The organism is Microbacterium flavum (assembly GCF_018717645.1).
In the GTDB taxonomy this organism is placed as follows: Bacteria; Actinomycetota; Actinomycetes; order Actinomycetales; family Microbacteriaceae; genus Microbacterium; species Microbacterium flavum.
Map to the genome: position 1 here is coordinate 300,789 of NZ_JAFLHG010000001.1, position 26,319 is coordinate 327,107.

Consider the following 26,319-nt stretch of genomic DNA (forward strand, 5'->3'; position numbering starts at 1 on the left):
ACTCCCGCGCCCGATCACGCCTCGCGGGTGATCGTCACCTTCACGTGCAGCTCGCCCTTGAACGGCCCCGCGTAGACGCCTCGCAGCGGCGGGACGTCGTTGTAGTCGCGACCGCGGCCGACGAGGACATGGCGTTCGCCGATCTCGCTGCCGTTGGTCGGGTCGTATCCCTGCCACTCGCCGAGGAACCACTCCACCCAGGCGTGCGATTCGCCCGTGACCGCGACGCCGATCTCGGGGTGCGCACTCGGGTGGAGGTACCCCGAGACGTAGCGCGCGGGGATTCCGACCGAGCGCAGCGCCCCCAGCGTGATGTGCGTGATGTCCTGGCAGACGCCCTTGCGTTCGACCCACGCCTCGGCGCCCGTGGAGTGCACGCCGGTGATGCCGGGCATGTACTCGACGGCGTCGCCGACGGCGTTCGCGATCGCGAGCGCGGCCTGGCCGGGGTGATCGTGGTGCGACGCGATCGACCGGGCGATCTCGGCGACCTCCGGATGCGGCTCGGTGCGGCGCGACTGGCCGAGCATCTCGACGGTCGCGATCGCACGCTCGCTCTCCCGACGGAGGCGATCCCACCTCACCTCGACGGGCTCGATCGGTCGCGGACGCACCTCGACGAGAGACCGCGCGGTGATGTCGAGCGCGCTGTGGCCGGCGAGCACGTCGAAGGCTGCGACCCGCGTGCCGAAGTAGTCCGTGTAGTAGTTCACGCTCGTGGACGGCTCGATGTCGAGCTGAGAGCTCAGCACGAACTGGGAGTCGGTCGACCCCGGCAGCATGCGCGCCTCGTTGTACGACGCCCCCACCTCGCCGGGGTAGGTGAACCCGGTGGCGTGCTCGATGCGGAGCCGGCTCGCCCCACCCGGAATGGCCCTGGCGGTCATGAGGTCTCTCCGATCCAGCTCGGTTCGGCGTGCGTCGGGAAGAACCGGTCGCGGATCGCCTCGGACGCCTGGCGCGTCACCTTCTGCACCTGCTCCATGTGATCGGGGAGCTCCGCGAGGATCTCCTCGATCGGCCGGTACTCGAGATCGTTGCGGATGCGCCCGAGCGCCCGCAGCACGGTGTTGGAGTGGCCCACACGGTCGGCGACCGGATCGATGGCGCTCATGCACGTCTCCGCGACGGTGATCGAGTGGATGACCGACCGCGGGAAGAGTCGGTCGAGGAGCAGGAACTCGGCGGCGTTGGCGGAGCTCGGCATCCCGCGGTAGGTGCGCAGGTATGCCTCGTACGCGCCGCAGGAGCGGAGGATCGTCGTCCAGGACGGACCGGATGCCTCCGTCAGCGCACGCGTCGCGAGCAGACGCGCCGTCATGTCGGTGCGCTCGATCGCGCGCCCGAGGGTGAGGAACTGCCACGCCTCGTCGCGGCTCGTGGACGAGTCGGTGACCCCGACCGCGAGAGCCGAGCGCTCGCGCACCCACTGGAAGAACTCGTGCGCCTTCTCGTTGTAGATCCGCCGCGGCATGCGGGAGTACGTCGTATTGAGCGTCTCCCAGATCTCCGTGGAGACGATCTCGCGCGCCCGGCGGGCGTTCTCACGCGCTGACTGGACGGCGTAGGCGATGCTCGACGGGTTCCCCCGGTCCACGGCGAGGCTCGTGAGGACGTCGCCGCGGGTGACCCGCTGCGTGTCCTCCGGGGGAAAGGACCCCATGACGCCCATGAGCGAGCGGCACGCGGTGTCCTCGTCGATCCAGGGGTCCTCGAGCAGGAGCTGCAGGTGGACGTCGAGGATGCGGGCCGTTCCGTCGGCGCGCTCGATGTAGCGCCCGATCCAGAAGAGGGATTCGGCGATGCGACTCAGCACGCGAGGCCTCCCTGCTGCTGCTGTTCCTGCTGTTCCGTGAGCGGCCCGGAGTCGCGCGGGGACTGATCGGGCGAGTGCTGCGGGTCGTAGATGATCGGGATCGCCTGGGTGACGGACGCCTGATCGGCGACGAGGTCCGCGAGACCCCCTGGTTCGTACGGTGCGCGCGGGCCGCGCTGCGGGGCGTCGCCGCCGACGATCCAGGTGTCCTTCGACCCGCCGCCCTGCGACGAGTTCACGACGAGTTGCCCCTCGGGAAGGGCGACGCGGGTGAGGCCGCCCGGCAGCACCCAGATGTCGTCGCCGCTGTTGACCGCGAACGGGCGCAGGTCCGCGTGACGCGGGCGCATCCCGTCCTCGACGAGGGTCGGGATGGTCGAGAGCATCACGACCGGCTGGGCGATCCAGCCGCGCGGGTCGGTGATGAGCTTCTTGCGGAGCTTCTCGAGCTCGGCGGGGGAGGCATCCGGGCCGACCACGAGTCCCTTGCCGCCCGACCCGTCGACCGGCTTCACGACGAGCTGATCGAGGCGGTCGAGCACCTCTTCGAGTGCATCGGGCTCCTCGAGCCGCCACGTGTCGACGTTCTTGAGGATGGGCTCCTCGGACAGGTAGTACCGGATGAGATCGGGGACGTACGTGTAGAGCAGCTTGTCGTCGGCGACGCCGTTGCCGACCGCGTTGGCGATCGTGACGTTGCCGAGCCGCGACGCGAGCATCAGCCCCGGCGACCCGAGCATCGAGTCGGCGCGGAACTGCAGCGGGTCGAGGAAGTCGTCGTCGACCCGGCGGTAGATGACATCCACCCGCTTGGAGCCGCGCGTGGTGCGCATGAAGACCTTGCCGCCGAGGCACTGCAGATCGCGCCCCTCGACGAGCTCGACGCCCATGAGGCGGGCGAGCAGTGTGTGCTCGAAGTAGGCGGAGTTGTACACGCCGGGCGTCAGCACCACGACGTTCGGGTCCTCCACCCCGGGCGGCGCGGAGTTGCGCAGCGCCTGGAGGAGCTTGTTCGGGTAGTCGCCCACCGGCTGCACCCGCATCGAGTGGAAGAGCTCGGGGAGCGTCTGCGCCATGACCCGGCGGTTGGAGATGACGTAGCTGACGCCGGACGGCACGCGGACGTTGTCCTCGAGGACGCGCATCTCCCCGTTCTCGTCGCGGATCAGGTCGATGCCGGCGACCTGGATGCGCACGCCGTTGGCGGCATGGATGCCGGCGGCCTGGCGGTAGAAGTACTGCGAACTCGCGATGAGCGCGGCGGGGAGCACCCCGTCGCGCACGCAGTACTGGTGTCCGTAGGCATCGTCGAGGAAGGCCTCCAGTGCGCGCACGCGCTGCTTCACGCCCTTCTCGACGTGACTCCACTCCTCGAAGTCGATCACGCGCGGCACGGCGTCCAGCGGGAACGGCCGCTCCTCACCGGCGAAGTCGAACGTCACCCCCTGCGCGAGGTACGAGCTCGCGAGCGACTCGGTGCGCCCGCGCAGCTCCTCCTGCGTCAGCTTCGCCAGCGCCTGATAGAGCTCGCGATACGCCGCTCGGGAAGGCGGCGCCTCTCCTGTGTGCGTCGGCGCCTCGAACATCTCGTCGAACGCCGGGACGCCCGATGCGGTCTTGCGCGGCGCCAGCGTCGACCCGTAGCCGTCGAACAGATCACCCATGGAGGCGAGCCTAGCCCGCGCCGTGTTGCCGGAGTGTTTCGGATCCGCGGCGGTGCGCTCCGATCTCACAGCCTTCCCCCCTGACGCGGGCCTACTGTATGCACATGGTGCAACGCGATGACGCTCTGCCGGGAGATGACGCGGTCGCGGGGGTCGCTGCGGTCGTGCTCGGCGCCGGGGTCGGGGAGGCCGTGGCCGCCCTCATCGCGCCCGGGTCGAGCCCGTTCGCCGCGATCGGCGGCGCGCTCATCGATGCCGCGCCGGCGTGGGCGAAGAACACGGCGATCGCCCTGTTCGGCACCGCCGACAAGGCGGCGCTCCTGGTCGGGATCGCGATCGTCCTCCTCGTCGTCGCGGCGATCGCCGGGACGCTCGAGCGGAGGCGACCTCCCGTCGGCCGGGTGATCCTCGGCGCGATCGGCGTCGCGGGTGCGATCGCAGCCGTCACCCGGGCGGATGCCGGCGCCTTCGCCTGGCTGCCCTCGCTCGTCGCGGGCGGTGTCGCCGTCATCACCCTGGGCGCTCTGCGTCGCGTCGGGCAGCGACGTCGGATGCAGGGGCTGCACGGGGCGCGAGCGCGCGACGCGTCACCGGCGTCACCCTCGGACCCGAACGTCGGCGCGGACCGTCGCACCTTCCTCCTCTGGAGCGGCGCCGCCGTCGGCGTCGGCGTCCTCGCAGCGATCGGCAGCTCGCTCGTGCGGGCGGGCGCGAGGTCGGTCGCGGCCGTGCGCAGCGCCATCCGGCTGCCGGCCGCCGCCGTCGCCGGTCCCGCCATCCCGGCCGGAGCGGACCTGCAGATCGCGGGCCTCGCCCCGGTGATCACGCCGAACGCCGACTTCTACCGCATCGACACGGCCCTCATCGTCCCGCAGATCGATCCCGCGACCTGGCGGCTGAGGATCCACGGGAAGGTCGACCAGGAGGTCGAGATCGGCTGGGAGGACCTCCTCGCGCTTCCGCTGGAGGAGAGCGTGACGACCCTCACCTGCGTCTCGAACGAGGTCGGCGGCGACCTCATCGGCACCGCCCGCTGGCTCGGCTACCCGATCCGTCACCTGCTCGCGCGGGCGGGCGTGCAGCCGGAGGCCGACATGGTGCTCTCGACCTCGCAGGACGGCTTCACCGCAGGGACCCCGCTCGAGGCGCTGACCGACGAGCGCAACGCGATCCTCGCGGTGGGCATGAACGGCGAGCCCCTCCCCGACGACCACGGATTCCCCGTGCGGATGGTCGTGCCGGGCCTGTACGGCTACGTCTCGGCGACCAAGTGGGTGGTCGAGCTCGAGGTCACCCGGTTCGCGGACGCGCAGGGCTACTGGACCCCGCGCGGCTGGTCGGAGCTCGGTCCGATCAAGCTCGCGAGCCGCATCGACGTGCCCCGGCGCGGCGCGCGCCTCACCGCGGGCGACACGGTGATCGCCGGCGTCGCCTGGCAGCAGCACGTCGGTGTTCGCGGTGTGCAGGTGCGGATCGACGACGGGCCGTGGCAGGATGCCGTGCTCGCCCCCGCGATCGGGGTCGACACCTGGGTGCAGTGGACGTTCCCCTGGAACGCCCCCGCCGGGCGGCACGCGATCACCGCCCGCGCGATCGGCGTCGACGGCCAGCCGCAGACGGAGGCCGTGGCGCCGCCCGCTCCGGACGGCGCCACGGGCTGGCCGAGCGTCGCGGTGGACGTCGGCTGACCGACGCCGTCAGCCGGCGAGGACGAGCCGCAGCTGCTCGACGGCCCAGTCGAGCTCGGTCGCGCGGATGACGAGCGGCGGGGCGATGCGGATCGTCTGGCCGTGCGTGTCCTTGACGAGGACGCCGCGCGCGAGGAGCTTCTCCGCCACCTCGCGGCCGGGCCCGTACGCAGGATCGATGTCGACGCCCGCCCACAGTCCGGCGACCCGGACCGCGGTGACGCCGTGCCCGAGGAGCGCGCCGAGCGCTCCCTCCAGGTGGTCCCCGAGGGCCTGGGCGCGGGTCTGGAACTCTCCGGAGGCGAGCATCTCGACCACCTGCAGGCCGACCGCCGTCGCGAGCGGGTTCCCCCCGAACGTCGAGCCGTGCTCGCCCGGCTGGATGACGCCGAGCACGTCCCGGTTCGCGACCACGGCCGACAGGGGCACGATGCCTCCGCCGAGGGCCTTGCCGAGAAGGTAGACATCGGGGACGACGCCTTCGCGGTCGCACGCGAAGGTCGTGCCGACGCGCGCGAGCCCGGACTGGATCTCGTCGGCGATGAACAGGACGTTCTCGCGGTCGCAGATCTCGCGGATCGCGCGCAGATAGCCCTCCGGCGGGATGACGACCCCGGCCTCTCCCTGGATCGGCTCGACGAGGACGGCGGCGGTGTTCTCGTCGATCGCCGCCGCGATCGCCTCGGCGTCCCCGTAGGGCACGGACACGAAGCCGGGAGTGAACGGCCCGAAGCCCTCCCGCGCCTGCGGGTCGTCGCTGAAGCTCACGATCGTCGTCGTCCGGCCGTGGAAGTTGCCGTCCGCGACGATGATCTTCGCCGCGCCGGCGGCGACGCCCTTCACGCGATACGCCCAGGCGCGGGCGACCTTGATGCCGGTCTCGACCGCCTCCGCGCCGGTGTTCATCGGGAGGACGAGGTCCTTGCCGGACAGCGCGGCCAGCGCCGCGGCGAAGGGTCCGAGCCGATCGTTGTGGAATGCGCGGCTCGTCAGGGTGACGCGCCCCAGCTGCTCGGTCGCCGCCGCGACGAGCGCGGGATGGCGGTGCCCGAAGTTCACGGCCGAGTAGGCCGACAGGAGGTCGAGGTAGCGCTTGCCCTCGACATCCGTCACCCACGCGCCCTCGGCACGGGCCACGACGACGGGAAGGGGATGGTAGTTGTGCGCGACGTGCGCGTCTTCGGCCTCGATCAGATCGCCCGTGAGGGCGTCGGCGGCAGCAGCGGTGGTGGTCATCACTTTCCTCGCAGTTCGAGCGTGCAGCACTTGATGCCCCCGCCGCCGAGCAGCAGTTCGGACAGGTCGATGAGCACGGGGTTGTATCCGCGATCGCGGAGCTGCTGTTCGAAGCCCGTCGCGCGCGGCGAGATGAAGACGTTGTACCCGTCGGATGCCGAGTTCAGCCCGAACACGGCGCCGTCGGCATCCGACACCTCGATCGCGTCGGGGTAGCGCTCGCGCAGGATCGCCCGCGACGCCTCGTCGAAGGCTCCGGGCAGGTAGGCGATGTTCGCCTTCTCGACGCCCCCGGTCCCCGAGAGCGTCGAGGGGCCCTCCACGGGGTCGAGAACGGAGATCGCCGTGTCGAGGTGGTAGAACCGCGGGTCCACCAGGCGGAGCGAGACGACCTCCCGGCCGAACACCTCGGCGACCTCGCGGTGGCTGTCCGAGGCCGAGCGGAACCCGGTGCCGGCGAGGATCGTGTCCCCGACGAGGAGGAAGTCCCCCTCCCCCTCCTGCACCGAGACGGGCTCGACGACCTCGAAGCCGTTGCGGGCAAACCAGTCCATGAACGGGCGCTCCTCCCCGCGGCGCTCGTCGACGCGGAAGCGCACGCCGAGGGCGCGGCCGTCGACGACGAAGCCGCCGTTGGCCGTGTAGACCATGTCGGGCAGGCCCTCGACCGGGTCGATGAGCTCGACGTCGTGCCCGAGGGCGACGTACGTGTCGTACAGGGTCTGCCACTGCTCCATGGCCTTGGCCGTGTCGGTGGGGTTGCGCGGCTCCATCCACGGATTGATGGTGTAGCTGACCGTGAAGTGCCGCGGCGCGCACATCAGGTAACGGCGATGCTGTGCGACGCGGGTGGCGCTGTCTGCGGGCTGAAGTGAGGTGGACATCTCGCTCCTCTGATCCTCGTGTGAATGCAAGAGCGGCGGACGCTGTCCAGAGGCCCGTCGGCGCTTCGACTCCACCGCAGGAACGGCGAGGAAAGGTCGGGGCGGGCACGCCTGGGACCATTGTGCCAGACGCTCCCGAGCCGGTCACGTCCCCCCCCCCGTGCGGAGAGGCAGGAGAGTAGATTTTCTCTCTATGAAGCGTCGTTCTGGGGACGAGACTCGCGCTCTGCTGCTGCGGGTGGGGATGCAGGTTCTGCTGGAGAGAGGGGTGTCGGCGGGCGTTCAGCACATCCGGCTCCAGGACGTGCTGCGCCGGGCGGGGCTCACCACGGGCGCCGCGTACCGGCTGTGGGCCGATCAGAACGACTACCAGCGCGACCTGGCCGTCGCCATGGTGCAGCTGCGCCTCAGTCGCCCGACCGACTACGTGCGCACGGCGGTCGAGAAGCTCATCGCCGAGGGCGCCGACGGGAACGACGTGATCCGTGCCGCCGCGGAGAGCCATCTGCGTCCGACCGCCGCCGATGCGGACGATCCCGCTGCGGCGCTCGATTCCCAGCAGTTCCTCATCGCCCTCGCCCTCCGGACGACCGCGCACACGTGGCCGGAGCTGCGCGAGGCATCCAACGAGCGGCACCGCGAGTCGATCGCCGCGTTCGCCGAGTTCTACGCCCTCCTCATGGAGGCCTACGGCCTGCGGATGCGCTCACCGCTCACGATCGAGGACTTCACCGAGGCGATGGCCGCGTTGGGCGAGGGATTCGCCGTGCGCATGCTCGAGGGCATCGAGCACCCGCGATACGACTGCGGGGAGGGCGATGAGGTTCCGCCCGGGGAATGGACGCTGTTCGCGCTCTCCGTGCGCGCCCTCGTCGACGGCTTCATGACGCCCGTCGAGCGGGCGTGAGTCGACCCGGCGACGCCGGCAGGCGGGCGGGAGCTCTGGGGTCGAGTCCCCCCAACCCCAGAGCGACACTCCCCCCGGTGTGTCAAACGACGGTCAGACAGACGGATCTCCTCATCGGAGATCCGGTCTCCGTCGGCGCTCCCCAGATGCGCCATTCACATGCTGTACCGTCCGGCGTCGCAAGAACAGAAAGATAACTTGTTTCTCTCCGGGATCGATTGTTGGATGCCGTCCATCTGAGCGCGCAGCTCAGATGACCTCCTCGCTCCACCGATCGGGGTTGCCGAAACGGTGCGCCGTGATCGAGATGGCCTGCTCGTGCAGGAACGGAAGCAGCTCCACGCGACCGGCCGTCGTGACCTCGTTCGCGTACACCGCCAGGTCCGGATCCCCCTCGGTGGCTGCGGAGAGCGCACCGTGCAACGCGGTGACGGCATCGGTCCCCCCCACGAGCCGGACGCGACCTGCGCCGCCCTCGCGCCGCCCCTGCTGCACGCGCGCGATCCACTCGTCATCCGTCTCGACATGCACGGGGATGCCGAGATCACCGAGCACGCGACGGACGCCGGCGGGCAGCCCGACGGGCGCACTGAGCGTCATCCGCCCACCGGCACGGACGCCGGCGATCGCCACCCGGAGGACCGCGGGCCAGGCCGCATCGCTCGTCGCGCGCACCGCGACATCCACCGGACGGTAGCGGAAGAGGTTACGTTCCACCTTCAGCCGCGACACGTCGCGGACCCGGCCGAACTCGCGGTCCCATGCCACGGCGTCGGAGAGGGCGCCGCGGCGCAGCCACTCGAACCCCTCGTAGTCCAGCGACGGCTGTGCGGCCTCGATGAGACCCGTGATGCGTGTGTCGAGGCCGCGCAGGTGCAGTGTCGACGACGGCGCACCCCCCGCAGTGGCGTGCCATGATCCGAGGCCCACGAGGTAGTTCGGGCCGCCCGCCTTCGTCCCGGCGCCGACGGAGGACCGCTTCCAGCCTCCGAACGGCTGCCGCTGCACGATCGCTCCGGTGATACCCCGGTTCACGTAGAGGTTCCCCGCCTGCACCTCCTCCAACCATCGCTCGAGATCGGCGGGGTTCTGCGTGTACAGTCCGGCGGTCAGCCCGTATGCGACCGCGTTCTGCAGCTCGATCGCCTCGGCGAGCGAGGAGGCATGCATGATGCCGAGGACCGGCCCGAAGAACTCCTCCAGGTGCGTCCGGGATCCCGGGCGGACTCCGGTGCGGATGCCGGGGCGCCACATCCGATCGGCGTACTCGGCCGGGGCATCCTCCACCGGCCGCGGCGCGACGAGCCAGTGCTCGCCCTCTTCAAGGGTCGTCAGGGCCCAGTCGAGCTTGCCCTGCGGCGGCTCGATGACGGGTCCGACCTCGCTGCGCGGGTCGGACGGAACGCCGACCCGCAGCGACTCCGTGGCATCCACGAGCTGACGCGCGAAGCGCTCCGACCGCGCGACGGGGCCGACGAGGATGGCGAGGGATGCCGCCGAGCACTTCTGGCCCGCGTGGCCGAAGGCGCTGCGGACGACGTCGGATGCCGCCAGGTCGAGGTCGGCCGAGGGCATCACGATCATGGCGTTCTTGCCGCTCGTCTCCGCGAGGAGCGGCAGGTCGTCGCGCCACGACCGGAAGAGGGCCGCGGTCTCCCACGAACCGGTGAGGATGACCCGGTCGACGCCCTCGTGGGAGATGAGCTGGCGGCCGAGATCGCCCTCGTCGACGTCGACCAGGGCCAGGATGTCGCGCGGGACGCCCGCGCCGTCCAGCGCCTCCCAGATCGCCTCGGTCACCACCGCCGCGCACCGGCGCGCCTGCGGGGCCGGCTTGAAGACGACGCCCGATCCGGCGGCCAGTGCGGCCAGGACTCCCCCGGCGGGGATCGCCACGGGGAAGTTCCACGGCGGGGTGACGACGGTCAGCCGGGCCGGGACGAAGACCGCGCCGGGAACCCGGTCGAGTTCCTTCGCCGTCGCCGCGTAGTAGTCGGCGAAGTCCACCGCCTCGCTGACTTCCACATCCGCCTCGGCGAAGACCTTGCCGGTCTCGGAGGCGGCGACCTCGATCAGCTCGCCGCGGCGCGCCTCGAGGGCGCGGGCCGCGGCCTGCAGGACGGCGCTGCGCTCGGCGGCGGGGCTCGCACCCCACTCCGCCGCGGCGGTGCGCACGCTCGCCACGACCTCTTCGAGGCCCTCCTCGGAGTCGACGCGAGCGGCGGCGATCGTCGCGTCGCCCGCCGTCGACGTCTCGACGCGGGCGAGGATCTCCGCCGCCCAGACACGGTTCACGGCGAGGGCCGGGTCGCTGTCGGGGGCGTTCTCGAATCCGGGTGCGCCGGATGCCTGCCCGGCCGCCTCGCGCACCGAGAACACCGCGGTCTCGACCCAGTCGTCCCCGAGCACGACCGGCGCTTCGGCACCTGTCGCGTCGCGGCCGCGGGACGAGGCGCGGCCGATCGAGAGCACCGCCTGGGTGAGGTCGCCGTCCTCGGCGCCCGGACGGGTGAGGGATGCCGATGCGCCTTCCGGCGCATCCGAGCGGTCCTGGCGCCGATTCGGCCCGACGGGAAGGGCCGGGTCGTGCGCCCGCACGACGGAAGCCAGGAAGCGCTTGCGCTCGCGGGCGAACATCCGCGGTTCGGAGGCGAGGTCGAAGACCGCGGAGAGGAAGTTCTCGCTCGACGCGTTCTCCTCCAGCCGGCGCACGAGGTAGCTGATCGCGACGTCGAACTCGTCGGGCCGCACCACCGGCACGTACAGCAGCACGTGGCCGACCTCGCGCGTGACAGCCGCGACCTGGCCTTCGGCCATCCCGAGCAGCATCTCGAACTCGACGTCGTCGCGGACGCCGCGCTCCCCCGCGAGGAGCCACGCGTAGGCGATGTCGAAGAGGTTGTGGCCGGCGACGCCGATCCGGACGGCGCGCGCGTTCTCGGGCCGCAGGGCCTCGTTCAGGCAGCGGAGGTAGGAGGCATCCGAGTCGAGCTTGGACGCGTGCGTCGCGAGCTCCCAGCCGTGCATCACGGCATCCACGTGCTCCATCGCGAGGTTCGCGCCCTTGACGAGACGCACCTTGATGCGCGCGCCGCCCGCGTCCACGCGCTGCTGCGCCCACGCCGTGAGCTGTTGGAGCGCGGGGAGCGCGTCGGGGAGGTAGGCCTGCAGGACGATGCCCGCCTCGAGGGCTGTCAGACGCGGGTCTTCCAGGATGCGGGTGAACACCGCGATGGTGAGATCGAGGTCGCGGTACTCCTCCATGTCGAGGTTGATGAACGTCGGCACATCACCATCCGCCGCAGTGAGGTACAGCGGGAGCAGCCGCTTGACGACGAGGTCGACGGTGTCGTCGAATGCCCACATCGAGATGTGGCTCGCGATCGCGGACACCTTCACTGACACGTAGTCGACGTCGTCGCGACGGATCAGGTCGTGGATGCCGTCGAGACGTCGGAGCGCCTCCTTCTCGCCGAGGACCGCCTCGCCGAGGAGGTTGAGGTTGAGGCGCGCGCCGCCCTCGCGGATCTTCGCGAGCGCAGGTCCCAGCTTGTCCGGCCGCGCATCGACGACGAGGTGGCCCACCATCTCGCGCAGCACGCGACGCGCGATCGGCACGACGGGGGTCGGCAGCACCGGGGCGACGGCGCCTCCGGCGCGGACGGCGGCGCGGAGATACCACGGGAGGAAGCCCGGGACGAGGGGCGCGACGCGCTGCAGGTTGGATGCCGCCGCGGCGAGCGACTCGGGCCGCATGACGCCGTCGACGAAGCCGATCGTGAAGGGCAGACCCTGGGGATCCTTCAGCACCCCGGCGAGGCGCTCGGCGGCGGGGTCGACGGGAACATCCGCCGACTCGTCGACCCAGCGCTGGGCGAGCGCGACGGCTCGATCGGTGATCTCGGGGAGAACGTCGTCGGAGGGCACGTGTCCAGACTGCACTGTCGTCATCCGATCAGGATGCGGCACGCGTATAGTTCGACAAAAGCGATGATCCATGATGGATAACGTTCGTTTCCATCGATGAGATGTGTGAGGCTGCCGAAGGAGTGCCGTGTTCGAGTTGCGCCGTCTCCGGCTCCTGCACGAACTGTCCCTGCGCGGGACGCTGTCCGCGGTCGCTGAGGCCCTCTCCTACAGTCCGTCGACGATCTCGCAGCAGCTGGCCCAGCTCGAGCGGGAGGCCGGGGTCGCTCTTCTGGTCCCCGACGGACGGCGCGTCCGCCTGACCGAGCACGGCGCGGCACTGGCGGAGCACGCGGCCGACGCACTCGACGCGGACGAGCGGATCCGCGCCGGACTCGAGCGCCTCCAGCCGGGGATCGCGCCGGTCCGCGTCGCCGTGCTGCAGACGGCAGCGCGCACGGTCGTCCCGGCGGCACTGACCCTCCTCTCGCAGCGCGCGCCCGAGCTTCGCGTGGCCCTCTCCGAGGTGCCGCCGGAGGAGGGCCTCTTCGAGCTGTCGGCGCGCGGCTTCGATCTCGCGATCGCGGAGCAGTACCCCGGTCTCACCCGCGCGCACCGCCCGGACCTCGAGCGGCATGTGCTCGGCGCTGACCCAATGCGCCTCGCCGCACCGCGGGGGGAGCTCGCCGGCGCCCCGCTGCGCTCCCTCGCGGGTCACGCCTGGGTGATGGAGCCCGCGGGGACCGCCGCGCGCGACTGGGCGGTGCAGCAGTGTCGCGCCGCGGGCTTCGAGCCCGACGTGCGGTTCGAACTGGCCGATCTGGGCGCACACGTCGCGCTGATCGCCGCCGGCCACGCCGTGGGGATGCTCCCCGACCTGCTCTGGACCGGGCAGCCCGTGCCCGTCGCCCTGGGCGCCCTGCCCGGCGAACCGGTGCGCGAGATCTTCACGGCATCGCGGCGCGCGAGCGGCGAACGCCCCGGCATCCGACTCGTCCGGGAGGCCATCGCGGAGGCGTTCGCGGCGGCGCGGCCGTGACCGCCCCCTACTCCCAGACGCTGGGGGCGGGGGCTTTCGTCGAGGGAAGGGCGGCGGCGCTCGCCCAGTCGGTCACCCACGCGGGCAGCGGCGGCATGTCGTCGGGACGGCCCAGCGCCTCGAAGAGCTCCGCGGTGTTGACGACCCCGCCGCTCTTGCGGAGGAACCGTGCTCGCACGATCATCTCCGCGTAGACCTCGCCCCCGACGACGGCCCGGTGGATCTGGTACACCGCCTTGTCGTCGTGGCCGAGAAGGCGCGTCTCGACCGTGAAGCGCTGCCAGAGCTGGAGCGACTTGCGGAAGGTGACGGTCTCGCTCGCCACGACGGCGTACCAGTCGTGGGCGTTCATGGCATCCCACAGGCCCGTCCGGATGAGCAGATCGAAGCGGCCGAGGTCGAAGAGCGAGGCGTAGCGCCCGTTGTTCATGTGCAGGAGCAGGTCGATGTCGGTGGGCAGAGTGCGCAGGCGGACCTTCCCCACCGTGTGAGGCGGAAGGGGCCCACGCCGCCGCAGGAGCGTCTTCGCGCGCCAGATCGTCAGAAGGGTCCGCCACCATACGTTCACTCGCCGGAGACTAGCGGCATCCGCAGGCCGATCTCGAATTGCGTTGTCGATGATCTCCAATGATCCGGGGGCCTCTCTGACACGCCCCCACCGATTTTGCAAGCGACGAGGCCGGACGTAGAGTCTGGCCATGGAAGCCGAACTCACGACCGACATCGTCGTCCGTCCCGTTCGGGACGTGGATGCCGAGGCCCTCGGACGGGTGCACGCCACGTGCTGGCATGAGACCTACGACCACCTGATCAGCAAGGCCGCGCTCGAGAACGTGTCGGCCCGCCGCCTCGCCGAGCTGTGGACGCACTGGGCTTCGCAGGGGCCTGATTTCAAGATGTTCGCCGCGCTCGTCGAGGGTGAGATCGTCGGCTTCGTCGGGTCCGGCCCGGCCCGCGACCGCGATGCTCCGCGCGATCGAGAGCTGTACTTCATCTACCTGCTCGATCGGTTCCACGGAACCGGCATCGGCCAGCGCCTCTTCGACGCCGCCATCGAAGACGGGGAATCGGTCTACCTGTGGGTGGCCGAGGACAACCCCCGCGCGCACGGCTTCTACACGCGCAACGGCTTCGCCCTCGACGGTGCGAGCCACACCGAGCCCTTCCTGGGTGAGACGCTCACCGAGGTCCGCTTCGTCCGCTGACCCGGCATCGCCCCGCCGTCGCCGACGCGGACGCCCTCGCCGAGTGTCCAGAACACGCGGATGATGCGGCACCCCGCTCCGCGTGTTCTGGACACTCGGCGACGTTGAGGGGTGGCCCCGCGACGCGGGTGCGACGCGTCAGCGACCCGAGACGGTGCCGAACAGGCGCGCGATCGGGGCGAGGGTCATCGGGCGCGCGGCGATCCACGCCACGGCGATGACCACGAGGGATGCCACGAACAGCCAGAACCCCGTCCAGTTGTCCGCGTAGGCGGTGGGGTCGACCGAGCCCTGTGCGGCGTACATGTGGCCCAGGTTGCGCAGCGCTCCGGTCGCCAGCACGAGGAACACGTGGATGATGATGAACACCACGAAGAAGAGCATGACGGGGAAGTGCACCGTGCGCGCCCACTCGATCGGATAGGCCGCGCTGAGCTTCTTGTTGCCCTTCGGCCAGAGGCCGCTCATCCGGAAGCCCGACGCGATCGCGAGCGGCGCGGCGAGGAACACGGTCGAGAAGTAGGCGAGCTGCTGCAGGGCGTTGTAGTTGACCCACCCGTTCTCGGTCGGCCAGTCCAGCGAGACGTACTGGAGCGCCGCCGACAACGCGTGCGGGAAGACCTCCCAGCTCGTCGGGACGATGCGCATCCACTGCCCCGTCGCGAACAGCAGCACGACGAAGGCCACCCCGTTGACGACCCACAGGAGGTCGAGGGACTGGTGGAACCAGATGGTCAGACTCGTCTTGCCCTTCGGATTCCGCTTCGGAGCCCAGAAGACCGTGGGTCGCTTCTCGGAGCGGATCGTCAGCCCGGTCCGGATGATGAGGACCATCAGGAAGGCGTTGAAGAAGTGCTGCCAGCCGAGCCAGGCGGGGATGCCGACGGGCGCGCCCTCGGGCAGGTGGTACTCGCCGGGGTACGTGGCGAGGAAGTCCTGCATGAACCCCAGACTGAGGAACGCGCGCACGAACAGGACGGCCATCGCCGCCGCGACGAGGAGTCCGCCACCGCCGAGGATGACGGCGCCCGCCCACTGCCCCTTCGTGAAGGGGCCGTACCGCTTCGGCTCCGGCTTCGGCTCGGACCGGTACGCCGCCGCCGGGCCGGCCCACACGGTGCGCGTGAAGGGAAGGGGCGCGCGGGGACCCGTGGGAGCGGGAGCTTTCGCGGCAGGTGGGGATGCCGGCGCGAGCGCCGCCGCATCCGGATCCGTCGCGGGCGCAGCGGGTGACGGGGCTGCAGCCGCTTCGACGGCACCCACCGTTCCCGCCGGCGGCCACGGCTCGCCACCGGGCGTGCGCGGCAGACCTCGGCGGACGTCCGCTCCCCTGCCGTCGGCGGGCGCCGTGGACGGCGACGCCGCTGCCGCCGCGGCGATGATCGACGCCTCGGGCTCGGGCGGGATGTTCGCCTCGGGGGCGGCGGGAGCCGGCGCCGGGAGAGCGGACCGCCCACCGCCGGTCGTCGGCGGCCATGGCTCCCCTCCCGCGACCCGCGGGAGACCGCGACGCAGGGCGACTCCCGCTTCGGCCCCCGAGCCTGTCGAGGGGGCGACGGCACCTGCCTCGGTCCCCGAGCTTGTCGAGGGGTCGACGGTGACCTGCGACGACGCTTCGACAAGCTCAGCGACCGGACTGGCGGCACCCGCTTCGGCCCCCGAGCCCGTCGAGGGGATGGCAGCACCCGCCTCGGTCTCCGAGCCCGTCGCGGGGGCGTCCGCGACCCCGACGGCGGCGCTGTCCGCAGGCGGCCACGGCTCGCCGGCGGGGGTACGAGGCAGGCCGCGGCGAATGCCGGGGCGGAAGGTCGCCATGCGGCTCAGGCCTTCTTGGCGGCGAGCGCGGCGATCAGCTGGGGAACGACCTGGAACACATCGCCCACGATGCCGTAGTCGGCGATCTCGAAGATCGGCGCATCGCCGTCCTTATTGATCGCCACGATCGTCTTGGCGGTCTGCATGCCGGCCTTGTGCTGGATCGCGCCGGAGATTCCGAGGGCGACATACAGCTGCGGCGCGACCGACACCCCGGTCTGGCCGACCTGATGCGAGTACGGGACGTAGCCGGCATCCACCGCCGCACGCGACGCGCCCACGGCGGCGCCGAGCGCGTCGGCGAGCTCCTCGACGAGGACGAACTTCTCCGCCGAGCCGAGTCCGCGCCCGCCCGACACGACCTTCGCCGCGCCACGCAGCTCCGGTCGCGACGAGGTCGCGACTTCCGCGGTGAACGAGGTGATCTGCGCGGCGGGGGCGGCTGAGCCCGTCACGGTCAGCGGCTCGACGACGGGGGATGCCACCGACTCGGCACGGGCGTCGACGGCGCCCTGACGCACGGTCGCGACGAGGGGACCGAACGTCGGCGCGCTCGCGGCGTTGAACGCCCCTCCGTAGACCGAGTGCTGGGCGAGCACGCCGTCGTCGTCGCGCCCCACACCCACGGCGTCGACAGCGAGGGCGAAGGATCGGCGGGCGGCGAGCCGTCCGGCCACGTCGCGGCCTTCGATCGAGTTGGAGATGAGGACGGCGTCGGGGTGCACGAGGTCGTACGCGGAGGCCAGGGCATCCACCACGGGGACCGTCAGCGCGGTATCGGCGCCGCCGAGGTCCGCGGTGAGGACCGTCGCGGCGCCGAGCGTGGCGGCGTCCGAGGAGAGGGATGCGTGCGCGTCCGCCCCGGCGACGATGAGCGCGACCGGGGTGCCCACCTGCGCGGCCGCGCCGAGGAGCCCCGCCGAGGAGGACGCGAGCGCGCCGCCGGGCGTGACGTCCAGGAGGACGAGGATCGAGTCCGCTGCGAATTCAGCCATGTCCGTCGCCCCTTACGCCAGTCGGTTCTCGATGAGGTACGCCGCGAGCTTCTCTCCGGCGTCGCCCTCGTCGACGATCGTGATGCCCGCGCCGCGCGGTGGCTTCTCGCTCACCTGGGTGAGGATCGACTGGGGCGCGGATGCCGGCGCGACGTCGACGCCGAGGTCCTCGAGCGACACCGTCTCGAACGGCTTCTTCTTGGCGGCCATGATGCCCTTGAAGTTCGGGAAGCGCGCGTCGGGCAGAGCCTCGGTGATGGAGATGACGGCGGGGAGCGCAGCGCTCACCTGGGCCGTCCCGGCATCCGTCGCCCGTGTGCCGGATACGCCGGATTCCGTGATCGTCACCGCCGACAGCGCGGTCGCCTGAGGCACCCCGAGGTGCTCGGCGAGCATCGCCGGGAGGACCCCGCCCGATCCGTCGGTGGAGAGGTTCCCGGTGATGACGAGGTCGAATCCCGCACGCGTCACGGCAGCGGCGAGCACGCGCGCAGTGACGCCGAGGTCGGCGCCGGCCAGCGCCGGATCGACGACCTGCAGCGCGGATGCCGCGCCCATCGCGAGGCCCTTGCGGATCGTCGCCGCGGACTCCTCCGCAGCCATCGAGACGACCTGCACCTCGGTGCCGGGCGTGGCGTCGGCGTAGGAGAGCGCGACCTCGAGGGCCCGCTCGCCGATCTCGTCGAGCACGCGCTCGGATGCGCTGCGGTCGGCGAGGCCCGTCTCCAGGCTGAGCTTGCGGTCACCGTAGGTATCGGGGACTTCCTTGACCAGCACCACGATCTTCATCGATTCTCCTTCGCGATGCATCAATACTACGAGATGCGACTCAGTCCCGTACGTTGTGGGACTGAGAATCATCGCCGAGGCCGAGCGCGTCGACGACGCCCTGCCGCCGGGCCAGACCCGGCCCCACGGGTCACCGGTGGGTGAACTCCGGCGGACGCTTCTCTCGGAAGGCGGCCATGCCCTCCTTCTGGTCGTCGGTGTCGAACAGCCCGGCGAACGCCTGCCGCTCGAAGCGGAGCCCCTCGGCGAGGGTCGTCTCCACCGCGGCATCCAGTGCCGCCTTCGCCGCGAACAGCGCAACGAGGGACTTCGCGGCGATCGCCTCGGCGACCTTCTCGGCTTCGGCGAGGAGGTCCGCGGCGGGGATGACCCGCGAGACGAGGCCGGCTCGGGCGGCCTCGTCGGCCGAGAGGAGCCGCCCGGTGAGGACGAGGTCCGCCGCGACGTAAGGTCCCACGGCCCGCACGAGCCGCTGGGTTCCGCCCATGCCGGGGATGACGCCGAGCGTGATCTCGGGCTGGCCGAAGCGGGCGGAGTCGGCGGCGAGGATGATGTCGCACATCATCGCGAGCTCGCACCCCCCGCCGAGCGCGTAGCCCGAGACGGCGGCGATGACGGGGGTGCGGACGGCGGCGAAGCGGCCCCACGCGCCGAAATGATCATCCATGAGCATCTCGCGCCCCGACTTGCCCTCCATCTCCTTGATGTCGGCGCCCGCTGCGAAGGCGCGCTCGCTGCCGGTGACGACGATGGCGCCGATCGCCGGGTCGGCGTCGAAGGCCCCGGCCGCGGCGACGACGTCGCGCATCACCTGCGAGTTCAGGGCGTTCAGGGCATCAGGCCGGTTCAGCGTGATCCAGCCGACGCGTCCCCGGGTCTCGATGAGGATCGTCTCGTAGTCGGTCATGCGCTCAGTCTCCCAGGGGCTCGAACCCTCACGCGCCGACCACGCCGCGGCCGATGACGACGCGCATGATCTCGTTCGTCCCCTCGAGGATCTGGTGCACGCGGAGGTCGCGGACGACCTTCTCGATCCCGTACTCCTGCAGGTATCCGTACCCGCCGTGGAGCTGCAGCGCACGGTTGGCGACCTCGAACCCGGCATCGGTCGCGAAGCGCTTGGCCATCGCGCACTGCACCGCGACATCCGGCGCATCCTCGTCGATGGCGCGCGCGGCGCGCTCGACGAGCGCGCGGGCGGCGGTGAGCTCCGTCGCCATGTCGGCGAGGGCGAACACGACGGACTGCCGCTCGGAGAGCGCCTCCCCGAATGTGAAGCGTTCGTGGACGTACCGGACGGCGCGATCGAGCGCCCACTGCGCGCCACCGAGGGAGCAGGCGGCGATGTTCACACGGCCGCCGTTCAGGCCCTTCATGGCGATGCGGAATCCGCCGCCGACCTCGCCCAGGATCGCGGAGGCCGGGACGCGCACCTCGTCGAGGATGACCTGACGGGTCGGCTGCGCGTTCCAGCCCATCTTCTGCTCATTGGGCCCGAAGCTGAGCCCCGCGGCATCCGCACCGACGAGGAACGCCGTGATGCCCTTGGCGCCGCCGGTCCCGTGCCCCGTCGATGCGCCGGTGCGGGCCATGACGACGTAGACGGATGCCTCGCCGGCTCCGGAGATGAACTGCTTGACGCCCGTGAGCACGTACTCGTCGCCGTCCGCGATGGCGCTCGTCGCGATCGCCGCCGCATCCGAGCCCGCGCCGGGCTCGGTGAGGCAGTACGAGCCGAGGTCGTGCATCGTGGCCAGGCGCGGGATCCACTCCTCGCGCTGCGCGCGGGTGCCGTACGTGTCGATCATCCACGCGACCATGTTGTGGATGGTGATGTAGGCCGCGATCGTCGGGTCCCCCATCGCGAGGGCTTCGAAGACGGCCGCGGCATCCTCACGGCGCAGGCCGGTCCCGCCCACGTCCTCGCGCGCGTAGAGCGCGCCGAGGCCGAGGTCGCCCGCCTCGGTGAGCACGTCCCGGGGGAAGTGCTTGCGTCGATCCCAGTCGAGGGCGTTCGGCGCGAGTCGCGCGGCGGCGAAGCCCTGCACGGCGTCCAGGATGGCGTCGCGCTCTTCGGCGGTGAGCGGGGCAGGGGTAGCGGTCATGCTCATATGGTCACGTCCTCGTGAGACAAATCGACGTCTTCGTCCGCGCCCGGTAGGGCACATTGCTCAGTGTACGGGGATGTGGCCGCGAACCCCAGCCCCTCTTCGCACGCAGACTGTCGACGGACGCTCAGTAGGCGAGGACCGGCAGCACCCCCCGCGCTCGCGCATCCACCCACGGCGCATCGCCCGTGAAGGTCACCCGGAACAGGTGCACTCCGCGACCGATCTTCGGGGCGGGCACCGAGAAGCGTCCACGGTCGCCGGGGCGGAGCTCCACCGTCGCGACCATCCGCCCGTTGTCGGTGACCGTGACGGTGCCGACGGGCGCGCTGCGGTCGTCGGCGACGACCTTTCCGGAGATCGTCACCGTCGCGCCGGCGCGCACCAGCAGCCGATCGGGCTGGGCGTACACGTGGGTGCGGACGGGCTGCACCTGCGCCTCGGTCAGCACCGCGACCGACCGCGCGGGCACGGTCACCGCGCCCGTCGCGGTGTCCCACGTGGTCGTCTTCACGACGGCATCCGAGCCGTTCGCCTGCGCTCCCGTGAGGGCGAAGGTGCGGCCGGCGAGCGCGGAGACCGTCTGGGTGGTCGCCTCGGGAGACGCGTTGAACACGACGAGCGCACCCGCGAGGCTCGGGTCGACGTCCTCGCCCAGGAGGTCGTCGATCAGCATGACGATGACGCCCGGCGTCGCCCCGGGCCCGCTGCCCGGGAAGGACACCTTCTGCGCGATGCGCTCCGCGGACCCGAGTCTCAGGAGCGGAACCTCCGTGCGCACCCGCAGGAGATCGAGGGCGGATGCCTCCGCCGCCGCGATGTCCGCCGCCCCGGGCTTCAGAGCCGGGTCCGCGAGCAGGGGCTGCATGATCCCCCACTTCTCCGCATTGTCGGCGGCCGGCGGCAGGCCGGACCCGAAGGTGGAGGTCTGCCCCGTCCAATCGACGCGGTTGAACCAGTCGCCCGAGTTGAAGCTGTTGCGATCGAGCGACTTCGAGCGCAGCAGCTCCGTCCCGGCGTGCCAGAACGCGGGCGTCTGCGACAGCGTCACCGTCCCGAGGGACAGCGTGTTCATCCGCACGCGGTCCGCCATCGAGGTGTCGCGCGGGAGCTTCAGCACCCCGAGGTCGTACAGCGTCTCGTTGTCGTGTGCGTCGACGTAGCTGATGATCTCCTCGGGTTCCGCCGCGTATCCCGCCCTCTGCCCGTTGTAGTCGATCTCGGAGCCCTTCTTCACGCGGCCGTCGGCGGTCGTCAGGGTGTAGTCGGCGAGGTTGCCGGCGAGGCCGAGCTTCACGAGGTCGGTCTGATGGCCGAGATCGGCGAGCGCCTGGTCGGCCGTCCCGTTGATCGGGTCGCCGTTCGGGTCGGTCGCAAGGCCCGTCCCGAAGCCCTGGCGGAACGTCGAGCCGGCATCGACGGGGCTCCCGCCGTGGACGGCGTCGCGCAGGCGATCGCTGAACGTGCCGATCCCCGTGCCGCCGAGGTTGCCCTGGCGGGCCTGCACGAACAGGGCGTCATCCTGCACCTCTCCGAAGTTCCAGCCTTCGCCGTAGAGGTAGATCCGAGACCCGTCGACCCCGTCCTTCGCGAGGGTGAGCTCGTCGAGGGCGGCACGGACGGCGAGGAGGTTCTCCTTCGAATGGTGGCCCATGAGGTCGAATCGGAACCCGTCGACCTTGTACTGCTTGGCCCACACGACGATCGAGTCGACCATGAGCTTCTGCGCGACCTCGTGCTCGGTCGCGACGTTCTGGCAGCAGGTCGAGGTCTGCACCGCGCCGTTGCCGTCCAGCCGCTGGAAGTAGCCGGGCACGACCTTGTCGAGCACCGATGTGTCCGCCTGGCCGGATGCGGAGGTGTGGTTGTAGACCTCGTCGAGGACGACCTGCAGCCCCATGCCGTGCAGCGCCCCTACCATCGAGCGGAACTCGGCGACGCGCGCGCCTCCCTCGGGGTCGACGGCGTAGGAGCCCTCCGGGGCCTGGAAGTGGTACGGGTCGTAGCCCCAGTTGAAGCCGTCCGCGTCGGCGACCGCCGCGACGCACGCCTGCTGCTGATCGGAGTCGGGAGCGAAGGATGCCAGGTCGCAGCCCGGCACGGCCTGCGCGGCACGGTTCTCCTCGATCGTGGCGATGTCGAAGGAGGGCAGGAGGTGCACGGTGTTGATGCCCGCGGATGCCAGCTGCTTCAGCTGCTGCGTCCCCGCCCCCTCGCGGGTGAACGCGAGGTAGGTGCCGCGCTCGGCCTCCGGCACGCTCTCGTCTCCGATCGAGAAGTCTCGGATGTGGAGCTCGTAGATGGCGCGGTCGACGTCACGGGCGATGACGGGCGCCTTCGTCCGCGACCATGCCTTCGGCTTCCAGGCCGCGTCGTCGAGGTCGACCGCGACCGATCGCGTCGAGTTCGTCGTCAGGGCCACCGAATACGGATCGGTCACGCTGTTCGTCTCCACGGCCCCGGTCGTCGGCGCCCAGACCACGACCTCCCACCGGTACTCGTCGCCCTTCAGGCCGCGTCCCCCGGCGACCGTCCAGGTCCCCGATGCCGCATCGAAGGATGCCTCGTGCCGGCGCGCATCGCCGACGGCCCCGGCATCCCAGGTCAGAAGCGTCGCGGACTGCGCGGTGGGAGCCCAGAGCCGGAACGTGGGCTTCGATCCGCGGAAGGAGACGCCGAGCTTCTCCCCCGCGACGGCGTCGGCGTAGAGGGTGTCCAGGACGCCGGGGATCTGCACGCCGGTGAAGGCGCGGAGGGCTCCGTCCGCGCCGCGCTGGGCGACGGCGAGCTGGCCTCGCAGGAGCGCCGCCACCACATCCCGATCCTGTCCTTCGACCCGCAGCGCGACGAAGCCGGAGAGCGCGGGGAAGCGGCTGCGCTGCGCGTCGGTGAGACCGTCCGCGACGCGCGTCAGCGCGATCGGGTCACCGCCCGCGATCACGCCGTCCGCGACGGAGAGGCCGCCCGTCGTGGAGCCGTACAGCTCCCACGTCGCCGTCGCCGCGTCCGCGCCGAGGTCCCCCGGCCAGGCGATGGTGTCGGCGTCGATCCAGTGCGCGCGGGACTGCCCGGTGCCCGCCAGCGGCGGGTCGGCCGAAACGACCTCGAGCGCGTGGGTGCGGGAGTCGTAGCGGAACGCGACCCGCTTGCCCTCGGTCGCCGAGAACGCGATGTTCGGTCCGTCCTTCACGCCACCCGCCCCGTAGTTCTCGGCCCAGCTGAGCCCGTGTGCCACCTTGAGCTCGTAGGAGCCCGTCGGCAGCTTGGTCGTCGAGAAGTCGTAGACGCCGTCCCGGTCTCCGTCGAACATCATGGCGCGAAGACAGTCCGGCGCCCAGTCCCCCGGACAGCCGATCTCCGACTGGAACGACCCGGCGAGCGTGACCACGGGGCCCTCGTCGCTCGACTGCACGACCTTCGTCCGCGGGTCGAACCAGAACGTCACCGGTCCACCCGCGTGCGTGATCGAGAGGTTGGGTCCGCTCGGCACGCCGTTCGCGCCGAAGTTCACATCCCAGCTCTTCTCGGTCGCGACCTTGTACTCGTACGTCCCCGCCGGGAGGTCGACGGTCAGCCGCCAGATCCCGTCCACCTGCGTCATCTGGGCCTGGTCGCAATCGGGCGTCCAGTCCCCTGCGCAGCCCATCTCGGAGTTCAGCGACCCGGGGATGCTGACGCTGCCGTACGGCGTCGCGTCGTCCGGCTCTTCGGGCGCGGCGTCGTCGACGAGGTTCACGCGGTTTCCGACCGAGGCGTAGGTGGATGCCGCGGAGCGGTGGCCCGCGGCATCCGTCGACACGGCGCGGTACTCGACGAGGGTGCCCGCGGCGAGCCCGGCGACGTCGTGGAAGACGCCCGGAGTGGTGTCCTCGGCGGTGCCGAGGGCGTGCCACTCGTCGCCGCCGACGATCCGCCACGCGAAGCTCGTCTGCCGCCAGGACTGGTCGGCGGTCGCCGAGACGGCGGCCTGGCCCGACAGCGCGGCGCCCGGCGCCGGCACGCTCACCCGGATCGGGGCGGCCTCCCCGGGAGCGCTCACGGTGCGGTCGGCCGCCCAGACGAGGGCGGACAGCGCGGGGACGGTGACGGTGACGGCGCCCTCCGCGTCGGAGGAGATCGCCGCGTCCGTGCCGAACAGCGGCGCGAACGCCGCACCCGCGGTCAGCGTGGGAAGGGTCACCGTCTGCTCGGATGCCGTGTTGTTGAGCGCGACCAGGTGCTCGACCTTCTCGTCCGCGTCCACGCGGGAGAAGGCGTAGACGCCGTCCTTCGCGTAGCGCTCGATCTGGGCCCCGTCGACGAGGGCCGGATGCGCTGCGCGGAGCTGCGAGAGCTCGGCGATCCGGGAGTACACGGCGGTGTCGGTGTCGTAGCGGTCGACCGACCCGGCAGCCGTGCCGTCGATGAGCGCCTGATCCTGGTACTCGGCGACCTGGCTGGCGAAAAGACTCTGCCGCGCGCTCTTGTCGCCGCCCGGGTCTGCGCCGGTGAAGCCCTGCTCGTCGCCGTAGTAGACGACGGGCTGACCGCGGCTGAGGAACATGAGGTCATGGGCGAGGAGGTCGCGCGTCGCGGCGTCCGGCGAGTTCTTCAGGAAGTACCCGATCCGGCCCATGTCGTGGTTGCCGAGGAAGGTGGGCAGTGCCGTCGCGGACGAATCGGGCGTCGTGTAGCGGTCATCGCCCGCGAACATCTTCTGCAGCACCTGCACGTCTCCGCCCTTGGCGAAGCTCGTCGCGGCGGACTGGAAGCCGAAGTCGAGCACGGAGTTCATGTCGCTGTCGCGCACGTACGGCGAGAGGACGGCCGGATCGGCGTCGTACACCTCGCCGAACATGAAGAAATCGGGCTTGCCCTGGCTGTGCGCGTAGTCGAGCACCTTCGTGGTCCAGCTCTGCCAGAACTCGAAGTTCACGTGCTTGGCGGTGTCGATGCGGAACCCGTCGATGCCGAGGTCGATCCAGGTCTCGTAGACGTCCGCGAACCCGTCGACGACGGCGGGGTTCTCGGTCATGAGGTCGTCGAGGCCGGAGAAGTCCCCGTACGTCGTCGACTCCCCCGAATACGTCGAGTCGCCGCGGTTGTGGTACAGCGTCACGTCGTTGAGCCACGCCGGCACCTTGATGTCCGCCTCGGCCGGCTCCACGACAGGTGTGTAGGGGAAGCTCGTCGCGGCATCCAGGGCCGGAAAGGTCGACGTGCCCGCGTAGTCGGCCGGGTCGAAGGGGGTGCCGGTGGCATCCTGGTACGGCTTCGTCGCCTGGTCGATGTACGAGTACTGGTCCTCGGCGTACGAGATGACGTCGGCGGTGTGGTTGGTGATGATGTCGAAGTAGACGTCGATGCCCTTCGCGTGCGCTTCGGCGATGAGGGCCTCGAGCTCCTCGTTCGTCCCCAGGTGCGGATCGATCTGCGTGAAGTCGGTGATCCAGTAGCCGTGGTATCCGGCGCTCGCGGCATCGCCCTCCCCTTGGACGGGCTTGTTGGTGAAGCTCGGGGTGAGCCAGATGGCGCTCGTGCCGAGCCCGGCGATGTAGTCGAGGTTCTGACGGAGGCCGGCGATGTCGCCGCCGTTGTAGAAGCCGCTGGAGGTCGGGTCGAACCCGGTCGCGAGCCGGTCGCCCGCACGCCCGCCCGTGTCGTTGGCCGGGTCGCCGTTGGCGAACCGATCGGTCATGACGAAGTAGAACTGCTTCCCGTCGCCGGCCTGGCGGACGGGCGGCGTCACGAGCGCGTCATCGTCCGCCGTCGAGCCGGCGGCCAGCGACTGCGCCTCGATCGCGATGCGGTGCGAGCTGTCGTCGTAGACGAACCGCAGCGTGGCGGGGCCGGCGATCGTGAGCGGGATGTTCCCGCCGCCCGCCGCGCCGTCGGCCCCGTAGCTCTCGTCCCACCCGCCATCGAGGGCGATCTTGTACTCGTAGGTGCCCGCGGGAAGGGTGAAGGTCCGCGCGAACTGCGTCGTGCCCTCGACGGGGTCGAGGACCGTCGCGGCGCAGCCCGGGTCCCAGTCGCCCCCGCAGCCGAGTTCGCTCTGGAGATCGCCGACGAGGGCAGGGCTGCGCTCCGCCGCGAGCACCGGCGCCGCCGAGACGGCCACGGCGCCGGTGGCGACGAGGAGGGCGGTCGCGGCGAACGCGAGTGCACGGCGGAAGGGAACGGGAAGAGTCTTCGTCGACACGGGTGGCTCCTGGGGGGATGCGGGGGCACGACCGTGTGCCCTGGTTCCCTCCGAGGGTACTGTTACCGGTCCCAGTCCCGAATGAG

The 26,319-nt window shown here is 71.1% G+C and carries 17 protein-coding genes; 4 read left to right on the top strand and 13 right to left on the bottom strand.

Going from position 1 to position 26,319, the window contains the following annotated elements; all coding sequences use genetic code 11:
• Positions 1 to 14: 14 nt before the first annotated feature.
• Genes J0P97_RS01510 through J0P97_RS01520 form a run of 3 tightly spaced genes read right to left on the bottom strand, consistent with a single transcriptional unit; the run spans position 15 to position 3,480 of the window.
• A complete protein-coding gene (locus J0P97_RS01510) occupies positions 15 to 887 on the bottom strand; it encodes a transglutaminase family protein (RefSeq protein ID WP_215485994.1) in 873 nt (290 codons plus the stop codon).
• Complete coding sequence (locus J0P97_RS01515; protein ID WP_215485995.1) at positions 884 to 1,816, bottom strand: alpha-E domain-containing protein; 933 nt, start codon at positions 1,814 to 1,816, stop codon at positions 884 to 886. Before J0P97_RS01515 ends, J0P97_RS01510 begins: the two co-directional genes overlap by 4 nt.
• On the bottom strand, positions 1,810 to 3,480 hold the full coding sequence (locus J0P97_RS01520) for a circularly permuted type 2 ATP-grasp protein (RefSeq protein ID WP_215485996.1): 1,671 nt from the start codon (positions 3,478 to 3,480) through the stop codon (positions 1,810 to 1,812). Before J0P97_RS01520 ends, J0P97_RS01515 begins: the two co-directional genes overlap by 7 nt.
• A gap of 104 nt (positions 3,481 to 3,584) precedes the next feature.
• Between J0P97_RS01520 and J0P97_RS01525 the strand changes: the two genes are divergently transcribed.
• Complete coding sequence (locus J0P97_RS01525) at positions 3,585 to 5,168, top strand: molybdopterin-dependent oxidoreductase (RefSeq protein ID WP_246539385.1); 1,584 nt, start codon at positions 3,585 to 3,587, stop codon at positions 5,166 to 5,168.
• A gap of 9 nt (positions 5,169 to 5,177) precedes the next feature.
• Here the strand turns inward: J0P97_RS01525 and rocD are convergent, their stop codons facing one another.
• Positions 5,178 to 6,404 (bottom strand): ornithine--oxo-acid transaminase, encoded by a 1,227-nt coding sequence (gene rocD, locus J0P97_RS01530; RefSeq protein ID WP_215485998.1) that lies wholly within the window; start codon positions 6,402 to 6,404, stop codon positions 5,178 to 5,180.
• Complete coding sequence (gene ddaH, locus J0P97_RS01535; RefSeq protein ID WP_215485999.1) at positions 6,404 to 7,288, bottom strand: dimethylargininase; 885 nt, start codon at positions 7,286 to 7,288, stop codon at positions 6,404 to 6,406. Before ddaH ends, rocD begins: the two co-directional genes overlap by 1 nt.
• Positions 7,289 to 7,481: 193 nt before the next feature.
• Between ddaH and J0P97_RS01540 the strand changes: the two genes are divergently transcribed.
• Positions 7,482 to 8,195, top strand: coding sequence for a TetR/AcrR family transcriptional regulator (locus J0P97_RS01540; RefSeq protein WP_215486000.1), 714 nt, complete (start codon positions 7,482 to 7,484; stop codon positions 8,193 to 8,195).
• A gap of 249 nt (positions 8,196 to 8,444) precedes the next feature.
• On the opposite strand, the gene J0P97_RS01545 is transcribed toward J0P97_RS01540, so the two are convergent.
• Entirely contained in the window at positions 8,445 to 12,146 is a 3,702-nt protein-coding gene (locus J0P97_RS01545; protein ID WP_215486001.1) for a proline dehydrogenase family protein, read from the bottom strand.
• A 103-nt stretch (positions 12,147 to 12,249) separates the two neighbouring features.
• On the opposite strand from J0P97_RS01545, the gene J0P97_RS01550 reads away from it, so the two are divergent.
• Positions 12,250 to 13,140: a LysR family transcriptional regulator gene (locus J0P97_RS01550; RefSeq protein WP_215486002.1), complete on the top strand. Its 891-nt coding sequence runs from the start codon at positions 12,250 to 12,252 to the stop codon at positions 13,138 to 13,140.
• A gap of 7 nt (positions 13,141 to 13,147) precedes the next feature.
• Here the strand turns inward: J0P97_RS01550 and J0P97_RS01555 are convergent, their stop codons facing one another.
• Positions 13,148 to 13,708: an acyl-CoA thioesterase gene (locus J0P97_RS01555; protein WP_215486003.1), complete on the bottom strand. Its 561-nt coding sequence runs from the start codon at positions 13,706 to 13,708 to the stop codon at positions 13,148 to 13,150.
• Between the two features lie 130 nt (positions 13,709 to 13,838).
• Between J0P97_RS01555 and J0P97_RS01560 the strand changes: the two genes are divergently transcribed.
• Positions 13,839 to 14,345 (top strand): GNAT family N-acetyltransferase, encoded by a 507-nt coding sequence (locus J0P97_RS01560; protein ID WP_215486004.1) that lies wholly within the window; start codon positions 13,839 to 13,841, stop codon positions 14,343 to 14,345.
• 138 nt (positions 14,346 to 14,483) lie between these two features.
• Here the strand turns inward: J0P97_RS01560 and J0P97_RS01565 are convergent, their stop codons facing one another.
• The 6 genes from J0P97_RS01565 to pulA all read right to left on the bottom strand — a co-directional run bounded on the left by J0P97_RS01565 (position 14,484) and on the right by pulA (position 26,233).
• Entirely contained in the window at positions 14,484 to 16,160 is a 1,677-nt protein-coding gene (locus J0P97_RS01565) for a cytochrome b/b6 domain-containing protein (protein WP_215486005.1), read from the bottom strand.
• Positions 16,161 to 16,165: 5 nt separating this feature from the next.
• A complete protein-coding gene (locus tag J0P97_RS01570; RefSeq protein WP_215486006.1) occupies positions 16,166 to 17,155 on the bottom strand; it encodes an electron transfer flavoprotein subunit alpha/FixB family protein in 990 nt (329 codons plus the stop codon).
• 12 nt (positions 17,156 to 17,167) lie between these two features.
• The gene (locus J0P97_RS01575; protein ID WP_215486007.1) at positions 17,168 to 17,944 is read right to left on the bottom strand and encodes an electron transfer flavoprotein subunit beta/FixA family protein; all 777 of its coding nucleotides are present in this window, start codon (positions 17,942 to 17,944) and stop codon (positions 17,168 to 17,170) included.
• Positions 17,945 to 18,074: 130 nt separating this feature from the next.
• Complete coding sequence (locus J0P97_RS01580; protein WP_215486008.1) at positions 18,075 to 18,851, bottom strand: enoyl-CoA hydratase-related protein; 777 nt, start codon at positions 18,849 to 18,851, stop codon at positions 18,075 to 18,077.
• Positions 18,852 to 18,879: 28 nt separating this feature from the next.
• Complete coding sequence (locus J0P97_RS01585; RefSeq protein ID WP_215486009.1) at positions 18,880 to 20,055, bottom strand: acyl-CoA dehydrogenase family protein; 1,176 nt, start codon at positions 20,053 to 20,055, stop codon at positions 18,880 to 18,882.
• Between the two features lie 124 nt (positions 20,056 to 20,179).
• Complete coding sequence (gene pulA / locus J0P97_RS01590) at positions 20,180 to 26,233, bottom strand: pullulanase-type alpha-1,6-glucosidase (protein ID WP_215486010.1); 6,054 nt, start codon at positions 26,231 to 26,233, stop codon at positions 20,180 to 20,182.
• Between the last annotated feature and the right edge of the window lie 86 nt (positions 26,234 to 26,319).

Excerpts from the sequence above, each read along its gene's own strand:
- J0P97_RS01585 (WP_215486009.1), bottom strand. The coding sequence starts at position 20,055 with ATGAGCATGACCGCTACCCCTGCCCCGCTCACCGCCGAAGAGCGCGAC.
- J0P97_RS01575 (WP_215486007.1), bottom strand. The coding sequence starts at position 17,944 with ATGAAGATCGTGGTGCTGGTCAAGGAAGTCCCCGATACCTACGGTGAC.
- J0P97_RS01510 (WP_215485994.1), bottom strand. The coding sequence starts at position 887 with ATGACCGCCAGGGCCATTCCGGGTGGGGCGAGCCGGCTCCGCATCGAG.
- J0P97_RS01580 (WP_215486008.1), bottom strand. The coding sequence starts at position 18,851 with ATGACCGACTACGAGACGATCCTCATCGAGACCCGGGGACGCGTCGGC.
- ddaH (WP_215485999.1), bottom strand. The coding sequence starts at position 7,288 with ATGTCCACCTCACTTCAGCCCGCAGACAGCGCCACCCGCGTCGCACAG.
- J0P97_RS01540 (WP_215486000.1), top strand. The coding sequence starts at position 7,482 with ATGAAGCGTCGTTCTGGGGACGAGACTCGCGCTCTGCTGCTGCGGGTG.
- J0P97_RS01525 (WP_246539385.1), top strand. The coding sequence starts at position 3,585 with ATGGTGCAACGCGATGACGCTCTGCCGGGAGATGACGCGGTCGCGGGG.
- rocD (WP_215485998.1), bottom strand. The coding sequence starts at position 6,404 with ATGACCACCACCGCTGCTGCCGCCGACGCCCTCACGGGCGATCTGATC.
- J0P97_RS01560 (WP_215486004.1), top strand. The coding sequence starts at position 13,839 with ATGGAAGCCGAACTCACGACCGACATCGTCGTCCGTCCCGTTCGGGAC.
- J0P97_RS01520 (WP_215485996.1), bottom strand. The coding sequence starts at position 3,480 with ATGGGTGATCTGTTCGACGGCTACGGGTCGACGCTGGCGCCGCGCAAG.
- J0P97_RS01545 (WP_215486001.1), bottom strand. The coding sequence starts at position 12,146 with ATGACGACAGTGCAGTCTGGACACGTGCCCTCCGACGACGTTCTCCCC.
- J0P97_RS01565 (WP_215486005.1), bottom strand. The coding sequence starts at position 16,160 with ATGGCGACCTTCCGCCCCGGCATTCGCCGCGGCCTGCCTCGTACCCCC.
- J0P97_RS01570 (WP_215486006.1), bottom strand. The coding sequence starts at position 17,155 with ATGGCTGAATTCGCAGCGGACTCGATCCTCGTCCTCCTGGACGTCACG.